The 14,458-nt window shown below is 53.1% G+C and carries 21 protein-coding genes and 1 pseudogene; 10 read left to right on the plus strand and 12 right to left on the minus strand.

Annotated elements, in window-relative coordinates; genetic code table 11:
• Positions 1-201: 201 nt before the first annotated feature.
• From AC07OF_RS22220 to AC07OF_RS22230, 3 genes are all read right to left on the minus strand, one after another.
• A complete protein-coding gene (locus AC07OF_RS22220) occupies positions 202-570 on the minus strand; it encodes a hypothetical protein (protein WP_157193199.1) in 369 nt (122 codons plus the stop codon).
• Positions 571-972: 402 nt separating this feature from the next.
• Positions 973-1,206, minus strand: a complete 234-nt coding sequence (locus tag AC07OF_RS22225; protein ID WP_476446695.1) for a hypothetical protein — start codon at positions 1,204-1,206, stop codon at positions 973-975.
• Positions 1,207-1,274: 68 nt separating this feature from the next.
• Positions 1,275-1,646, minus strand: coding sequence for a phage holin family protein (locus AC07OF_RS22230; protein WP_476446694.1), 372 nt, complete (start codon positions 1,644-1,646; stop codon positions 1,275-1,277).
• Positions 1,647-1,828: 182 nt separating this feature from the next.
• Between AC07OF_RS22230 and AC07OF_RS22235 the strand changes: the two genes are divergently transcribed.
• Positions 1,829-2,242 (plus strand): hypothetical protein, encoded by a 414-nt coding sequence (locus AC07OF_RS22235; protein WP_495073448.1) that lies wholly within the window; start codon positions 1,829-1,831, stop codon positions 2,240-2,242.
• 513 nt (positions 2,243-2,755) lie between these two features.
• On the opposite strand, the gene AC07OF_RS22240 is transcribed toward AC07OF_RS22235, so the two are convergent.
• A complete protein-coding gene (locus AC07OF_RS22240; RefSeq protein ID WP_476446692.1) occupies positions 2,756-2,935 on the minus strand; it encodes a hypothetical protein in 180 nt (59 codons plus the stop codon).
• Positions 2,936-3,711: 776 nt separating this feature from the next.
• Here AC07OF_RS22240 and AC07OF_RS22245 point away from each other — a divergent pair.
• The 3 genes from AC07OF_RS22245 to AC07OF_RS22255 are packed head-to-tail and all read left to right on the plus strand — an operon-like array spanning position 3,712 to position 5,092.
• Positions 3,712-3,987: a DUF7338 family protein gene (locus AC07OF_RS22245; protein WP_495073474.1), complete on the plus strand. Its 276-nt coding sequence runs from the start codon at positions 3,712-3,714 to the stop codon at positions 3,985-3,987.
• Positions 3,987-4,538: a glycoside hydrolase family 19 protein gene (locus tag AC07OF_RS22250; RefSeq protein WP_495073449.1), complete on the plus strand. Its 552-nt coding sequence runs from the start codon at positions 3,987-3,989 to the stop codon at positions 4,536-4,538. The genes AC07OF_RS22245 and AC07OF_RS22250 overlap by 1 nt, the downstream gene beginning before the upstream one ends.
• Positions 4,539-4,555: 17 nt before the next feature.
• Positions 4,556-5,092, plus strand: a complete 537-nt coding sequence (locus AC07OF_RS22255; protein ID WP_495073475.1) for a lysis protein — start codon at positions 4,556-4,558, stop codon at positions 5,090-5,092.
• A gap of 159 nt (positions 5,093-5,251) precedes the next feature.
• Here AC07OF_RS22255 and AC07OF_RS22260 read toward each other — a convergent pair whose 3' ends face one another.
• Positions 5,252-6,160: a hypothetical protein gene (locus tag AC07OF_RS22260; RefSeq protein WP_495073450.1), complete on the minus strand. Its 909-nt coding sequence runs from the start codon at positions 6,158-6,160 to the stop codon at positions 5,252-5,254.
• Positions 6,157-7,551 carry an AAA family ATPase gene (locus tag AC07OF_RS22265; RefSeq protein ID WP_495073451.1) on the minus strand — a complete coding sequence of 465 codons (1,395 nt, stop codon included), beginning with the start codon at positions 7,549-7,551 and terminating at the stop codon, positions 6,157-6,159. Before AC07OF_RS22265 ends, AC07OF_RS22260 begins: the two co-directional genes overlap by 4 nt.
• 407 nt (positions 7,552-7,958) lie before the next feature.
• Between AC07OF_RS22265 and AC07OF_RS22270 the strand changes: the two genes are divergently transcribed.
• The gene (locus AC07OF_RS22270) at positions 7,959-8,177 is read left to right on the plus strand and encodes a hypothetical protein (RefSeq protein ID WP_495073452.1); all 219 of its coding nucleotides are present in this window, start codon (positions 7,959-7,961) and stop codon (positions 8,175-8,177) included.
• 323 nt (positions 8,178-8,500) lie between these two features.
• Here AC07OF_RS22270 and AC07OF_RS22275 read toward each other — a convergent pair whose 3' ends face one another.
• The 4 genes and pseudogenes from AC07OF_RS22275 to AC07OF_RS22290 form a co-directional block, all read right to left on the minus strand.
• Positions 8,501-8,914: a phage GP46 family protein gene (locus tag AC07OF_RS22275; protein ID WP_495073453.1), complete on the minus strand. Its 414-nt coding sequence runs from the start codon at positions 8,912-8,914 to the stop codon at positions 8,501-8,503.
• A 158-nt stretch (positions 8,915-9,072) separates the two neighbouring features.
• Positions 9,073-9,399 (minus strand): annotated as a pseudogene (locus tag AC07OF_RS22280) (bifunctional DNA primase/polymerase); the annotation flags it as partial.
• Positions 9,396-9,599: a TraR/DksA C4-type zinc finger protein gene (locus AC07OF_RS22285; RefSeq protein WP_495073454.1), complete on the minus strand. Its 204-nt coding sequence runs from the start codon at positions 9,597-9,599 to the stop codon at positions 9,396-9,398. The pseudogene AC07OF_RS22280 and the gene AC07OF_RS22285, both read right to left, overlap by 4 nt.
• The gene (locus AC07OF_RS22290) at positions 9,592-9,969 is read right to left on the minus strand and encodes a phage regulatory CII family protein (protein ID WP_495073476.1); all 378 of its coding nucleotides are present in this window, start codon (positions 9,967-9,969) and stop codon (positions 9,592-9,594) included. Before AC07OF_RS22290 ends, AC07OF_RS22285 begins: the two co-directional genes overlap by 8 nt.
• 385 nt (positions 9,970-10,354) lie before the next feature.
• Between AC07OF_RS22290 and AC07OF_RS22295 the strand changes: the two genes are divergently transcribed.
• The 5 genes from AC07OF_RS22295 (at position 10,355) to AC07OF_RS22315 (ending at position 12,762) form a co-directional block, all read left to right on the plus strand.
• Positions 10,355-10,594: a pyocin activator PrtN family protein gene (locus AC07OF_RS22295; protein WP_495073455.1), complete on the plus strand. Its 240-nt coding sequence runs from the start codon at positions 10,355-10,357 to the stop codon at positions 10,592-10,594.
• 96 nt (positions 10,595-10,690) lie between these two features.
• Positions 10,691-11,191: a hypothetical protein gene (locus AC07OF_RS22300; protein WP_495073456.1), complete on the plus strand. Its 501-nt coding sequence runs from the start codon at positions 10,691-10,693 to the stop codon at positions 11,189-11,191.
• Positions 11,188-11,364 (plus strand): hypothetical protein, encoded by a 177-nt coding sequence (locus AC07OF_RS22305; RefSeq protein WP_495073457.1) that lies wholly within the window; start codon positions 11,188-11,190, stop codon positions 11,362-11,364. Before AC07OF_RS22300 ends, AC07OF_RS22305 begins: the two co-directional genes overlap by 4 nt.
• A gap of 72 nt (positions 11,365-11,436) precedes the next feature.
• Positions 11,437-11,691 (plus strand): DUF4224 domain-containing protein, encoded by a 255-nt coding sequence (locus AC07OF_RS22310; RefSeq protein WP_495073458.1) that lies wholly within the window; start codon positions 11,437-11,439, stop codon positions 11,689-11,691.
• A gap of 3 nt (positions 11,692-11,694) precedes the next feature.
• Complete coding sequence (locus tag AC07OF_RS22315) at positions 11,695-12,762, plus strand: tyrosine-type recombinase/integrase (protein ID WP_495073459.1); 1,068 nt, start codon at positions 11,695-11,697, stop codon at positions 12,760-12,762.
• A gap of 44 nt (positions 12,763-12,806) precedes the next feature.
• Here the strand turns inward: AC07OF_RS22315 and AC07OF_RS22320 are convergent, their stop codons facing one another.
• Both AC07OF_RS22320 and AC07OF_RS22325 read right to left on the minus strand, forming a co-directional pair.
• Positions 12,807-13,289 carry a hypothetical protein gene (locus AC07OF_RS22320; protein ID WP_495073460.1) on the minus strand — a complete coding sequence of 161 codons (483 nt, stop codon included), beginning with the start codon at positions 13,287-13,289 and terminating at the stop codon, positions 12,807-12,809.
• The gene (locus AC07OF_RS22325) at positions 13,290-14,216 is read right to left on the minus strand and encodes a hypothetical protein (protein WP_495073461.1); all 927 of its coding nucleotides are present in this window, start codon (positions 14,214-14,216) and stop codon (positions 13,290-13,292) included.
• Between the last annotated feature and the right edge of the window lie 242 nt (positions 14,217-14,458).

Consider the following 14,458-nt stretch of genomic DNA (forward strand, 5'->3'; position numbering starts at 1 on the left):
CTTGTCCGTGATTGGGCGTTATCTGCCCTTGCCAGCACTGTAACGTGGTAACCACAGGTGATCCAGATACAAAAAGCCCAGCGCGGGGCTGGGCTCCTCGGCTACTGCCGGCGCACGCCTGAGATGATGGCGCCCGTTATTCCCATGAGCGGATTCAACAATGCCCTCCTGTTGCCTTTGTAATTTATCTCTAACCACAACTTATGTTCTTGAACAAACATACGCAGCATCGAGAAGCCTTCCATGGTCATACCAGGCATCTCTTTGGTAGGCGGAATATTGATACTGCTTTCCGGAACCGTAGACTTCAACAAGGCCACTTGCTTTATCTGGATCGGTATTTTCAACAAATAGTTTGAGCGAGTTGTTCTCCTTTAGCACGTACGTACTTGAACTCCCTCGAAGCTCATCCTGAACGCACACCATATAATCTGGCGGGCTCTTCGCGATGGAACCAGAGATGTGATCATGGCCGATACGGACATCAGGGTTTTGGGCGCAACCAGCAAGGAAAAGAGTTATCGAAAAATACGTTATCACTCCATTGGTGACCGATCTTGAGCTCTTCATGCGACACCTCCGATCACCCCCATTAAAAATCATGGATAGCTTCGGATGAGAAAAGCCCTTTTTAATTATAGCCACACAGAGTATCAACACACCGCGCCACCTACAAATACTAGCCCGCCTGGAAACAGGTAAGTATTCGAGTTAGCTATATTTACTACTCTGAATCTGAATTAGGTGGATTTATTCACTGACCCGCCGGCGGCCAAGCTTTGGTCAGTTGCAACAGTCAGATTCCAGTTCCGCAACATACGCCAGCCTACTGCTGAGGCACACCCTCCCGCACGAATTGCAATCTGCCTACCACTCAGGTCCCTCAGGTGCCTGCAGACTAGATGTTCAGAGGCTCATCCGGCCTACCATACGCCCCCTTGCTCCAGGTGCTCACATGAAAGGCCGCGCCTTCTAGCCTTGACCATCTTGCACGGTGACCCTCACACCCGTAGCCACGATCTCGTATTCAGTCTCGGAAATCTTTACCACGTCACCACCAAATTGCATTTCGAAATGCTTCAGGCCTTCATGTCGAATCATGCCGTTTGACGAGCGCTCGACGGTTTCGTCCTGATAGATGTTAATAACGTAGTTCACGTTATCCGTGCCAACCCCTATTATTTTTCCAACATATTTATCTGCCATGTCCGAACTCCTTGCGCGAAACTTCAAAGTAGCTGGTATGGGCAGATCAATCCACAGTATTGGACAGTTCAGTTCATCATCGTTGGTCTGCGTGTGGGCATGCCCGTGCAGCACGCAGCCTTGGCAGCATCGATAGCTTTGTACAGCCTCACCAGGTCGTTGATGGCCGGAAAAGCGTGGTGCAGACGAGTGACATTGGGCATGCAAACACCACTCGGAGCTACGACAAAACCCAGATCAGGCCCTCGATTTCCGCCCAACCGCCGACCGCACAGGGTCCCTTCGAGGATGACCTTGCGGCGACCACCGCCACCGTAGATGACCCGGCACATGGCAACGACAGCAGCCGTACCACCCGTGCAAAGCTGTGGCTGGTGTGCAACCAACCAGGCAAACACCGCAGCCCAAAGACCAGAATCTTTCGCAGGCATATGGGCCATTCCGGCTCCTTCCTCTCGGGGAGCTATGAATAAAAAAGCCCGCTCAAGGTGTCATTGGTTCCGTGCTATCGTCATTGACGAAATTTGACCCTACCACTAAGTCAGCGGCAAACTAGACGGTTGCCTAAAAATCTGCAACGGAACTCTTTACCCTTAAGGCTTGCTTTCCCCGGATAACTGGTATGACTTCACAACTCGAAATAGTCATCAACGCGACAAAGAAGCTCGAATCACTGCTGGCCTTACTGGGAGCGGAAGGTAGAGGTCTTCAAGAAAAATGTGACTCTGTGGCCTACTTGTTACCACCCGAGATAGTTGGGTCGGTCAAGTACCTGGCCCGGAACCGCAACAAACTGCTGCATGAAGATGGCTTTGAGCTCTCCGACCTGGGAGCCTTCCAGTATCAAGCGAGCTCGGCAATCGCCTATCTGGAAAAAGTGGCAACGTACAACCAGGAAGTTGAGGAGCCAGTACGAAAAGGGATAACAGTAACAATTCCAGACAAAGTGATTCATCACGTTCCGATTGAGGAGCTGGAGTGGTTTTCGGCGCAGGCCCCATTGTTTTCTGATCCGGCGGAAAAGCCCAAGAGTTAAGCGAATAAAAACCCGGCGCAGCGGCCGGGTGCTTCACATCAACGCCTATCAACGTCAAGCTGATGCCGCGTAGTAGCCATTTTGCAAGATGGAACTTGGCTCATCTTCCGTGCCGGTAAAGTTGCCGGGCGGTTCTTCGGTTTCCTTACCCATATCAATCCTCCTTGTTGATTCCCCATTTAGCCTTATGAGCCTGCCCGTAGGCGGGCAAGGAATGTCTATGTCAGCCGTTCAGGGATTCCACGAAGCAGCGAACGATGCGCTGGTCAAGCTCAGCGGGCTTGCCTGTCAGGCGCCAAACTGGCCTTAGTGACTTACACCCCGGCGAGCCAGAACGGGACATCCTCATCGAGGATCAGGGTCTGGATAAAGACGAGGTGGCCCGACGCCGCCTCAGCGTCGACGGCGACAACGCCTACAAGCAGGAGCTGTGCAACTCGATTGCCTGCGCCCTGACTTTCGGCAAACAGAACACCAACCCACCTCTGCCGCCATGCAAGAGGCCAGGGCTGATTACTTCCTCTGACACTGCTTCCAGCCTGAAATGGTCAAAACGACACCGACGATAAAAAGGATGATCACCTGAACATCAATGCTTTTTGATCGCAAAAGAAAATTCATGGCAACTCCCGCCCCGACTACTGAAAGCACAAGGCCGACAACAAAAAAGATATTTCGAAATGCCTTATCCATAGCTCACCTCTCCCATGAATTTACCCATTCTAAACATAGCCGCCATGCACGGCGTGCAGTCTTCCTCATGGAAACCGAATTCCACTCGGAGAAAGAACTGACCGAGCTGCCAGATTGCAAGGCCAAGGGCTACCAGCGCCGCGGGCCTGAAGCGTGCCAATGCCACTTCGTCGAAAGCCACGACGGTCGACCCCTGGGTTGGCCGATAGTACGCCCGCATGAGACAGGGCGTGACTCGTGAGGTCATGCTATGACACCCCCCGCTACCCGAACCAACCTGGACACCAGTTTTTTCCGAATGGACTGAGATGCGACCATGGAGCAAAGAAAACTGCCCCCCACCGCTAAACGTCTACCGCCGGAAGCGCAAACGCAGAAGCGGGAAGATCCGGGTCGGGTACTACTGCGATGCCACGGGCAAAGAGATTTCACCCGGAACAGATTTGGACCTGGTTCGCCTGAAATGGGCCGAGCTGAAGGCAAAGGAAAAGCCGCAGGGCTTGCGCTTGATGAAGTCGATCTTCGACAGACAGCAGCCTGGGTGCGCTGATCAAGCAGATGGCCGCGCGGAACCACCAACATAGCTCGAGCTATTTGATTGTCAGTGAACGAGGCAAGCGCATACATATCAGCATCGATGTTGCGCAATCGCTGGGATGATGCCCGGGCACTGGCCAGATCGATAGCCTTGGAGGAAAGCGACAGTCTCTTGGCGACTCGGGTCACGTAGTTCCAGTTCCGCGATATCCGCCCAAAGGCCGCATCAGAAATCAAGGATAACGGAATGCGATTACCGCTACTGGGGTGACGAAAACGTCGAAGATCGCCCAGGGCAAGGCGGTTGCCGGCTGCTGCTGGCCACCCACAAGACCACCGGGCGCCGTTATTACGGCTTCTACGGCGTGTGGCAATGGTCGAAAACCCGCGCCGTGGTGATCCAGTTGGGCTTCAAGGGCGAGCCCAAAGACTGGGCTGAGGACTACACCGGCGATCTCTCCCGGCAATGGGCCGGTATGACATTTGAAATCAACCTGTTCAAGGACATCTCGTAATGCCTATCACCGAAAAACAGCTGCAGCAGATCCTTCCCAACGCCGGCCGCCAAGCCGGCGTTTTTGTTCCTGCTCTAAATGCCAGCATGGGCAAGTACGCCATCATCACCCGTCTGCGTATGGCGGCCTTCATCGCCCAGATCGGCCACGAATCAGGCCAGTTCCGTTACGTCCGCGAACTGGGCGGCGATGCCTATTTGGCCAAGTACGACACCGGCAAGCTTGCCCAGCGCTTGGGTAACACCCCTGAAGCTGACGGCGACGGGCAGAAGTATCGCGGTCGCGGTCTGATTCAGGTGACCGGGCATGACAACTATGAGGCCTGCAGCGAAGCCTTGTTCGGCGATAGCCGATTGCTTGTCACCCCTGAGCTGCTCGAGCAGCCGGTGTACGCCTCGATGTCGGCGGGCTGGTTTTGGCAGAGCAGGGGGCTCAACACCTGGGCCGACAAGGGCGACTTCCTCGAGATCACAAAACGAATCAACGGCGGTATCAACGGCCTGAAAGATCGCGAGGTTCTCTACGCGCGAGCACTTGAGGTGTTGCAGTGAGAGCTCCGGGCTGGCGGATGGTGGCCTTTGCGTTGTTGCTCGGGGCATTCGCCGGTGCCTGGGGTGCCTGGTCGTGGCAGGCCAATGCTTACGGCAAGCAGCTCTCCGACCAAGTGGCGGAGTATGGCCAGCAGTTAGCGTTGAAAGATCAGGAGCATGCCCTTGAGCGAGAGGCAGCAGCTGCGGCGGCGCTTGATCAGATGGCGGTGCAGCAAGTTGCTCGCCGCGGCCTGGAAAACCGTCTGCAGGAGCAGGCCCAAGTACATTGGACGGAGATGAACAATGCTCAACAAACTCAGGCTCGCCTGCGTGACAGGCTTGCTACTACTGACCTGCGGCTGTCAGTCATTCTCGACGCCGGATCCGTTACCGCCCAGGGTTGTGACGGTGGGGTGCGAGAAGTCACCGACACCGGAGGCCTGGTACATGGAGTCGTACGCGCCGAACTTGACCGAGCGCATGCTCAACGAATTGTCGCCATCACCGACGAAGGCGACCGGGGGCTGATCGCGCTCCAGGCCTGTCAGGCCTACGTGCGCGAAGTCAGGCGCTAGGAGGTGTGGGGCAAAAATGGGGCAAGTTATACGCCAAACCATGCCACTAAGCGCCAATCACTGATGCTTAGCGTCAATCACAAAAAAGCCCGAAGCCCTTACAGGCGTAGGGCTTCGGGCTTTTCTGCGTTAATACTCCAGCATAATCGGAGTATGCTATTAAATATTACCTCTGATCCAGTCAAGAACTGCCGGGAATGGAGAGCATCTTTCCTCGGGTAGAGTAGTCACGTGGTCTGCATCTAGCTTTAATTTCTCTATCTTGAATCCATGAGTGATCGATTTTATCGTCGAATGTTCATAGCCCGCCTGAAGTGCTAATTGCCCCAAGCATGCTCGTATGGCCTGTTCTCCAAGATGGCCATGGCACATCCACTGCAATGTTGCCTCATCTAACCGGCTAGTGAAAACCAGGTACTCGCTTACTTTTTCCGACAGATCACAGGGTAGCCCTCTTTCATTAATTTTTGTGTTAATACATGGTTTCGCTTCGAATTGGCCATTTTTCCAGTCAAGGTTTTCATAGCTGATCATTTCATCAGCTCTATTTAGGATTGCGAAGTCGCGGCACGCAAGCGAGTACGCAGCTGAGAACTGAAGAATTGCCGTGTAATTTCGTGAGATATCTTGTAGATAATGCTCAGAAACCAGTGTGGGGTGCGTATGAATTATGAACTGAATAAAAGAGTCGGAAGTGAACCAATAGTTTTCAATGGAATGACCCTTTGTGATGTAGGTATTGTCGAGGTGTCCTGTTTGGGTGTATTTGAAACTGTTGGGGTCTAAGCCGTCCCATTCACGATCTACAAGGCATCTGAATTTTTCGACATTTAATTTTGCTGCTATATTCAAGATTTTTTGCTTAGCCCCAATCGGGCCAAGTGTCTTGTCGTTCACCAGGGAAGCGTCGTCGATGCAGTAGTCTGATGACGCGTTCTGGGTGAAGTTTTTTTTGAGAATGAAATGGGATAGAACTTTTTTATCAGTTGCACCCTCGACGAGCAGCGTCTTTTTGGTACGCAGTTGGACTGCTAGAAGGTAGGAGGAAATGCTTGAGTAGCTGCTCATTCACGGTCATCCAAGTATGACTCATCGTCCTCAGTGGAAGAGTTCTGAGTGTTGATTACCGGAGAGAAAAACAGAATGGCATCAGGATGGTCGGCCCCCACTTCTGGGGAGTGTGTACAAGCAATGATCTGTCGGTCAGCTGCTTGCTGTATGAGCTGACTTAAAATTATCCGTTGCCAATCAATATGAAGTGAGAGCTCTGGTTCATCGATCAAAAAAATGCCAGTAGAATCTGTGCTCATTCGGCTGGCGGTAAACAACATCGTCAAAATTTGCCTTTCGCCAGAGGAAAGGGTAGTTAGAGGGTACTCGTTGTCGTTTTCTTTGACAAACGCATATTCCCCCCATCTATGATGCTTAGCTGCGAAGTTGGAGGAGATTTCTAAGCTTTTATCATCGAAGAATTCATTGACTGCGGACTCAAAGCTTCTTATTTTTTTGAAGATTCGGTTGTTGTCATCCTTGAGCCGTTCTAGCATGTCTGCGTAAAGCTTAAGTACACGCTTCGTCGCGTTGTTGTCCTGCGCGCCGGCAAATTTAGCTTGCCGAACAGTATCTACAAGTTTGTTTGTTGCAATGTTGGAGCGAAATTGATTTTGACTGTCATCGAAAGCGTTTCGCACTCTCGCAAGTAAGGGTTCGACTTCAAAGTCACTTGGCGTCTCATCCTTGGCGGTGATGGAATTTAGTACTCCCACAAAGATTGAGTTAAGCATCTGGCTTTGAGCTTGAGTGGCACCCATCTGTGCTTCGTTGAACTCTTCTCCGATAATCTCAATTACTTCGTTTAAGCCGGGGTATCTGATAGTGGGTACAAATGGCCCAAACCAATCACGGCACTGCAAGGTTTTAAATGCCACCATGCCTGCACGTTGTTCTTGGCGGTGGCGAATGGGGCCTCCCTTATCTTTTGAAAACTCGCTTATCTCTTTGCGTTTAATCCTGTCGTACTCTACTGACCGGTCTCTTTCGTACGGATTTCCAACTGCCTTAACTTTTTCCAAGATAGATCGGTACGCGGGAAGGTACACCGGCCGTCCGCCAAACGCGCTTCTAACTTCCTGTTGCTCCTCTGGTGAGAGGACGGGGTGAAATGAATCTTCACCAAACCCGAGCCGTCTGTCATTGAAGAACGCAAGAATCCTGCCGTCAAACTGTCTGTTCAGTTGCAGTACGCTATCATTGAAGCTGACGGCTCTAATTGAGCTGAACTTAATGTGTCTAAATCTTTGGAAGTCAAGTTCTAGAATGTTGGCAATGATATGAAGTACGGTGGTTTTGCCTTTTCCGTTTTTACCGTATATTACATTTAAGCCTTCGGTAAAGCTTAAGTTTATATCGATATAATTGTGCAGCATGTTGACGGATAGCTGCTTGATAGCTTGGTGCATTGATCTTCCCTGGAGGTCTGTCGAAAACTCGACTGTAGCCGCTTAGAAGGCGAATTGCCATCGCGGCAGCGGCAGAGTGAGGAAAGGGTCGAGTCTGGTGAGCCGTCAGGATTTTTCTATAGCGCTACACCGGCCTAACTCATGGGCGTGCGGTACTGGATGCAGAGTGAAAGAGTTTTGACGCCAGGCTTGAACAGTTAGCTGCATCGCTCAATCGTCAGTGGTAGGGGCGATGAACCCCTCAAGCCATAGCAATACCAGATTGGTACAAAAATGGTACTTGTCATCTTGCATGACGCTGCAGGCCCCTTTTTAAGTGGGGCATTCAAAAATGTAGGCCCAATCCATCATGGTACCTACCGATAGCGACCTATACTCGGACGGATTACCTCTCGGAGGTGGCATGAATGGCGAAGATCGATGCGAAAACATTGCTTGAGCGAATGGAGCAGGGGGAAGAGTTGATGGCCCAGGCCTTTGAGGCTATGCGCCGCTACGAGGCGGCCAAAGGTGTGCTCGCTGTAGATGCGGTTGACCAATTGCGTGCCGAGGCGGAGGCGCTTTTCGAGGCTGTACATGAGTACCAGCGACGAGCTCTAGGCAGCGCAGCTCCGATTCTGCATTAGGATCAGGTAGTAGTGGTCGGTCGAAAATTCAGTTCCGCAACTGAAAAAGTAGCCCTTGCAACATAAGGGCTCCAGCGCATTTCGGTTAGGTGGTTTGCGGAATCGAAAAGATCCTAATACTTTGTTTTTAAAAGGAAATTTTGTGGACTTGAAAACCGTCGATGGGCAACTATCCTAGAGTTCGAATCTCTACGCTTCCGCCATCTTCAAAGCCCTGATTAGTCAGGGCTTTTTGCGTTTCTGGGGGCGAGAAAAGTCCCTGCCAAGCTTGGGCAAAAACCTAAGAGTTCCGATACTTTTCGGAATGAGTTCCGAAACTTTCGCTATTTGGAAGGCTTGGCGATGGCTCCAACTCGCCGATAGACGCGCTCTGTAATATCGCCTTTGGTGTGCCCCAAGAGCAGACTGGCGTCCTCAATATCCAGCCGATCAACGCCGCGCGTCACCGTTACGCTAACGGCCGTAACGCGGCCGTCATCGAGCATCCACGCCAACGATTCACGAGCGAACGTCTCGGCATCCTGCAACGTTGATTCGGTCAGCGTGCGCCGGCGCAGCTGCCACAGGCGGGAGCCGATGCGGTCATCGGCCTGGCTGGGGAAGCTGTCACCCCACCAGCCGAAACGCTCGGCGTCGTCTAGACGGTCATCGGGACCGGCACGGCGCCAGGTCAACAGACTGATCACGGCGGCACGCTGCCAGGCGGCGTCAGTGTCGTCGGTTTCAATCAGCACCATGTCAGCCCCCTTTTACCGGCTTCTTGTCCGAACCTTCATGCACATGCTGCGACGTGCTGACACCGGCGGCGATCTGATCCCCGGCGGACTCAATCACGCCGGTGGTGCGAATCACTGGCGTGTCAAACTCGACCGCCGTTTCGGCCTTGATGCGTAGCGTTGCCCACCGATGTCGGGTAGGCATCCGCAAGAGCGTCCAAGTCCATCCCCAGCAGCTCATTGAAGACCTGCCGAGTACATTGCACTTCATCGACATCAAGCGAGCATACGCGGCTCGGCCCCAGGACCACCCCGAGGTTGTGCGACGGCCTCTTCTGCCAGAAAGCTTCGGCAGCATCCGCCTCGGTGATGTATCCACCAGGCTTGTTCCACCCATTGCCCTTTGGACCTTTCTCGCCCGGCTCAATCGGCACCAAGGCAAGCCCAAAGGTTTCGATGTAGCGCCGCGCCCATGCAGCTGTCGACTGTCCTTTGTGCTCACTCATCGACGCCGCTCCCGCAGCTCTTGGCAACTGACGCAGGTCTCACAACCTGCGACAGACCGCTGACGCAGTAGCGGGATAGGTTCGTCGCAGTCCTCGCAGATCTGCGCGCTTGGCTTCGCGCTAGGACGCAAATGTCGTTGCAACGACATCTGCAAGAAGTAGTCAGCCTGGTCGTTGGCCAAATCGGCAGCATCAGCCATTGGTGCGATCCTCCATGGCTTGACGGGCCCCAGCCATAATGGCCAACACCTGCCGGATCACATCCATGCCGCGCTTCTCAAGGTCGAGAACTTCGTGCAGCTCCCACACGTTGTCTGCCGCGCCGTCGTGCATACTTCCAACGAACGCACCGGCTTCGTCCAGCAGCTTGCCAACGGCCTTTAGGGCTTCGTTAGTCGCCGGTACAGGCTCCGGGCGATACCAAACAACTCCCGCCGCCCTGCACAGGGCATCAAGCACCCGTGTGTCTGCCGTCCATTGGAGGACCTCCTCCAGTTCGTCCGGCGATAGCCAGCGGCGCTCTTCATCATGTTTGAGTTTCTTCTGAAGAGCATCAATGTCGATGCCCATGTCATAGGCGAGCTTAGTGATTCCGCCTGACGGTGACGTTTGGCCCACAAAAAGGCTCCCTCACCCTTCAGCGTGATGACACTGCCAAATACCAGCACCTGCGGGACTTCATTCAGGATCTCGCCAATGGCCGCACCGAGTCGGGGCGCAAGTCCGCGCAAGCCATTGCCCTGCTGGATGCACTAGAGCACTTGAGCGGGGTCATCGGCGCCGACCGGATTGCCTACATCACCCCCACAACGGACCCAGTCCATCCATTCGGAGCGGTCGTTACCAACGACCAGGGCGAAGTCTGTGCCGCCGCCATTGGCTCCTGCAAAGACCACCTCGCTGAAGCCGTCCGCGCTCAGCTCCGGCCCACCCACGAGGGGGGCGGGGAGCATCCATGACCGACACGCTGGCCCAACTGCGCAAGCAGTTCACTACGCCCTGCCCAACATTGTCCGCCGTGCGGGAGCACTACTTCCCGCACATAAAAACGGATCGCCGCCTGCGCGAGTTGATCAGGGCCGACCGGATCAAGCTCAAGCTCAGCAAGGTGCACAACTCGGCACGAGCCCAACCAGTGATTTACCTGCATGACCTCGCCGACTACCTCGATTCCCAATCGAAGCAATCGGCATAAACACGGCGGTCCCGGCCTGTTGGGACACTTTGCCCGGCACCAAACCTTCACCACGGCTTCACGGCTCGGTGCCGGGCATCATCAGGAGCACAACACATGCAACCGCACCAATACGCACTCGCCGCCGGAATCCTCTGGCTCGTAACGCTCATCGTTCTCCCCTTCCTGATCGCGAAGGCGCGCACCCGCTCATTCGCCCAGGGGCTTGACGCCGGAAAGCACCACCACAAAGCAGACTTCAAGCTGCAGATCCAATCGCTGAGAGACGACCTGGCCGAAGCCGCCGTCCAGACCGAAGCCGACCAGCGCAAACATCACATCGTCGTCGCCAACCTCAAACGCACCATCACCGAATTGGAAGCCCGAATCATGTCCTATACCGGCATGGCGGTGACCAGAGCTGACTACGACCTGATGATCAATGCCGCGGAGACGCTGGGACTGGCCGAGAAGACTTGGAAAGTCGCCCCAGGCACCGAGCCATGGCGTAACCGGGCCACTCAACAGCGACAAGACATTCAAGCACTTGCCATGCGCGTCCACTCCCAACTGCGCACAACCCCAGCCAGCGCATCTGCAGAGGGAGAAGCAGCATGACCTATCAACCAGCCATCCGCCCTTCCAAGGGCATGCAGACCATGGTTAGACCAGCCATGTCGGCAATTTGCGATGTGTGCCGCAAGCCACGCGTACGCAAGGGCGGGCACGACAAGTGCTCCAAGATCCGCCAGGCAGCAGGCTTCATCATCAAGCAGGAGCGCAAGGCATGAGCGTCGATATTCTGAAACTCAAGGAGCCAGTGTCCCTGCAAGTCGCCGGGCACTTTTTCGAGGGGGCAGACGATGAGTAAATGGCAAGGTGAGACTGTTCAGACTGAGACCCTGAGTGAAAAGGAAGTTGCAGCAATCACAGGCTATCAACTGCCACATAAGCAAATTCACTGGTTAGCCAGCAATGGATGGCAATACGTGTTAACCGGCGCCAGGCGCCCCGTAGTAGGTCGGATCTATGCTCGTCTTAAATTGGCTGGGGTGAAGCCGACAGCATCAAACGCTGTTGCCGAAACCTGGACCTTAGATTTGGCACGAGTGAGCTGATCGATGCGCAATAAGAAAGCAGCAAACCGTGACCTGCCGCCGCGAATGTTGCGGCGGGTCCGCAATCTAAAAAGCGGAAAGCAATGGGTAGGCTACTACTATGACGGTCGCGACGAAAACGGCAAACGGGTCGAGATCCCCCTAGGTACCGATCTGGACGTTGCAAAAATGGAATGGGCCAAGCTTGATCGCAAAGCCGTGCCCAAGATTGTTCGCTTACTTGGAGATGTCTTCAATCGATATGAGCGTGATGTGATTCCCAGCAAGATGCCTAGGACCCAGAAGGACAACCTGCTCTCGCTGAAGCAACTCCGGGCAGCATTCAACGAAGCCCCGATTGATGCCATTACACCTCAAATCATCGCCCAGTACCGAGATAAGCGAACAGGAAAGGTGCGGGCCAACCGCGAGATCGCCTTACTCTCCCATATCTACAATATGGCCCGAGAGTGGGGAATTACCGAAAGAGAGAACCCTGCGACCGGTGTGCGCAAGAACAAAGAACGGCCACGCGATTTTTATGCCGGGCCAGAGATTTGGAATGCGGTCTATCGATGGGCGGCATCTGAATTAAGGGACGCTATGGACCTTGCATACCTGACGGGGCAACGTCCTGCCGATGTGCTTTCGATGCGAGCAACTGATTGCGTAGATGGCCACCTACAGGTAGCTCAAGGTAAAACATCTAAAAAATTGCGGATTCAATTACAAACAAACAGCCGACCGAACAAATTAGGGATGCTTTTAGAACGCCTGTTACAACAACGCAAAGAACGAGGTGTCCGCAATCCCTACCTCATCACCACAGAGGACGGAAGGAACGTAACCGCATCGATGTTACGTCTCCGATTCGATGGAGCCAGAACATTCGCCGCCAAACAGGCGCTCGAAAGCCAAGACAAAGTGCTAGCAGAGCAAATTCGACTCTTCCAGTTCAGAGATATCCGCCCCAAAGCTGCCAGCGAAATCGCTGACCTGGCGCATGCGAGCCGCCTGCTCGGGCATACGGATAAACGAATTACTGAGTACGTTTACAGGCGTGTGGGCGAGGTCGTTGAACCTACGCGATGAGTTAAGGTGAGGGAATTCCCCTCACCCGAACACAACGCTAAAGTTCAGTCAGGCTTCTTCTGATCGCGAACTACTTCATCATACCGATCGACCTGAAGCTGCATTAATCTGTTGGGGAGCGTCAACGAAACAATGAACGCCAAGGTCGCCAGCGAGAGGTATGCGCGCTCTACCCAAACCAACGCAGTATCTAGACTGGTTTCTTTACTGTCACCCAGAAGGTTACCAACGAAGACAAGCCCCAATACTATTAGGTAAAGCATGAAAAGCCATTTATAACGAACTATTCGATTAACAAAATTGGATCGCTTTGCAGCCGTTTCACGCCAAACCCTGGCATCGGCCTTCGGCTCCATGACTAGAGTAAGGACTGTCATCAGAAAACCCGCAAGAATCGCAAAAACATCTGTGATCATCGACCTTGCATCACTGCTGAGATGAACCAGAGGCTGCCCCTTCCACCCGCACCACGCACTTACAAAAGCGGCACCGATAAAAAAAGCAATTCTGCGATAGTCAATTTTCATTTATTGCTCCAGTAGCTTTTGCCTCTTCAACTGCGCATAATAAACACTCATGGCATCCCAAATATTAACATAATTCAGGGAGCTGCCGTCTTTTTCCGGCCGAACAGTTGTATGAAGCTTCACATCCCCACCAGTAATAGGCGTATTTTCCCTGGTCATAATGGTAAAACTATCCAAGTCGTAGCCTTCATCGTCCTCAAGAATTTCCTGCGCCAAATCAACTACAGTTTCTTTCGATTCATCAGTAGCCCGTGAATTCCCTTCAAGCCCGATTTCTATCGACACCATCAAGTCTTCAAGAGCCTTCTCCTCAGATCGAGTCGCATCCTTGGATACCAGTGCAGAAAGTTCATCAGCGACAGGAGCGAACGCCTGTGCAAGCCAACCTCCCTTTTTCTTTGGAAGGCTTAGTTTATAAGCACTTACATTCAAACGAATAGATTTAACGCCTTGCTCATTGAGCAACCTTAGTTTATCAACATTTCCAATAGGTGCGAATTTGAAACTTTCGACATCATACCCATTGCTTTTTATCAGCATAAAAATGTACTGCACCGCTCTAGACGGGGTGAGGCCATGCGCGCAAAACAACACATTATGGCCGGACACATACAGATAACATTCGCCAGACTTGAACTCTCTTCCTGCGGGAGGTTTCGCGCCAATCTCCTCGTCTTTCTTTGTCGCAACCTTGGGCGTCAACGTAGCGGTTTTTGAACCAGGGGAGTACATGGCAAAATGATAAAGCCGACCATCCGGTAGATCTTTGAAGCGCTGGATACGGACAATATCTTCAAGTATAGATATCTCGCTTTCACCGATAGTTTTCAAGTCGGATATTTCAGCTAGAGCCTCACTAAAATCCAGCAAGTCTCCCACTGCAGTCATCGACCTAAAGTAGTAGATCCGTTTATTAAGCTTCGCCATGACACCCTTGCTCGCGGTTTGAAATTTTACCGCTACTAAAATTGATTGCAGACATGTTCGGCTGACAGCGCACTTCAAACCTACCAATGCAGATCGTCAGCTGTGATGCAGGGTAGCCCAATGCCACTACCGGAGCCAAGCGGCATTACCTGTGAAGCCCAGATGAGATCGGCCTCCCGGGCTAGCGTGCACGGACCACAATGAGGTGAGCAGAAAGCTGGAAGAGGGACAAACTGGTAGAG

Source organism: Pseudomonas sp. GW821-FHT10B02 (assembly GCF_059415665.1).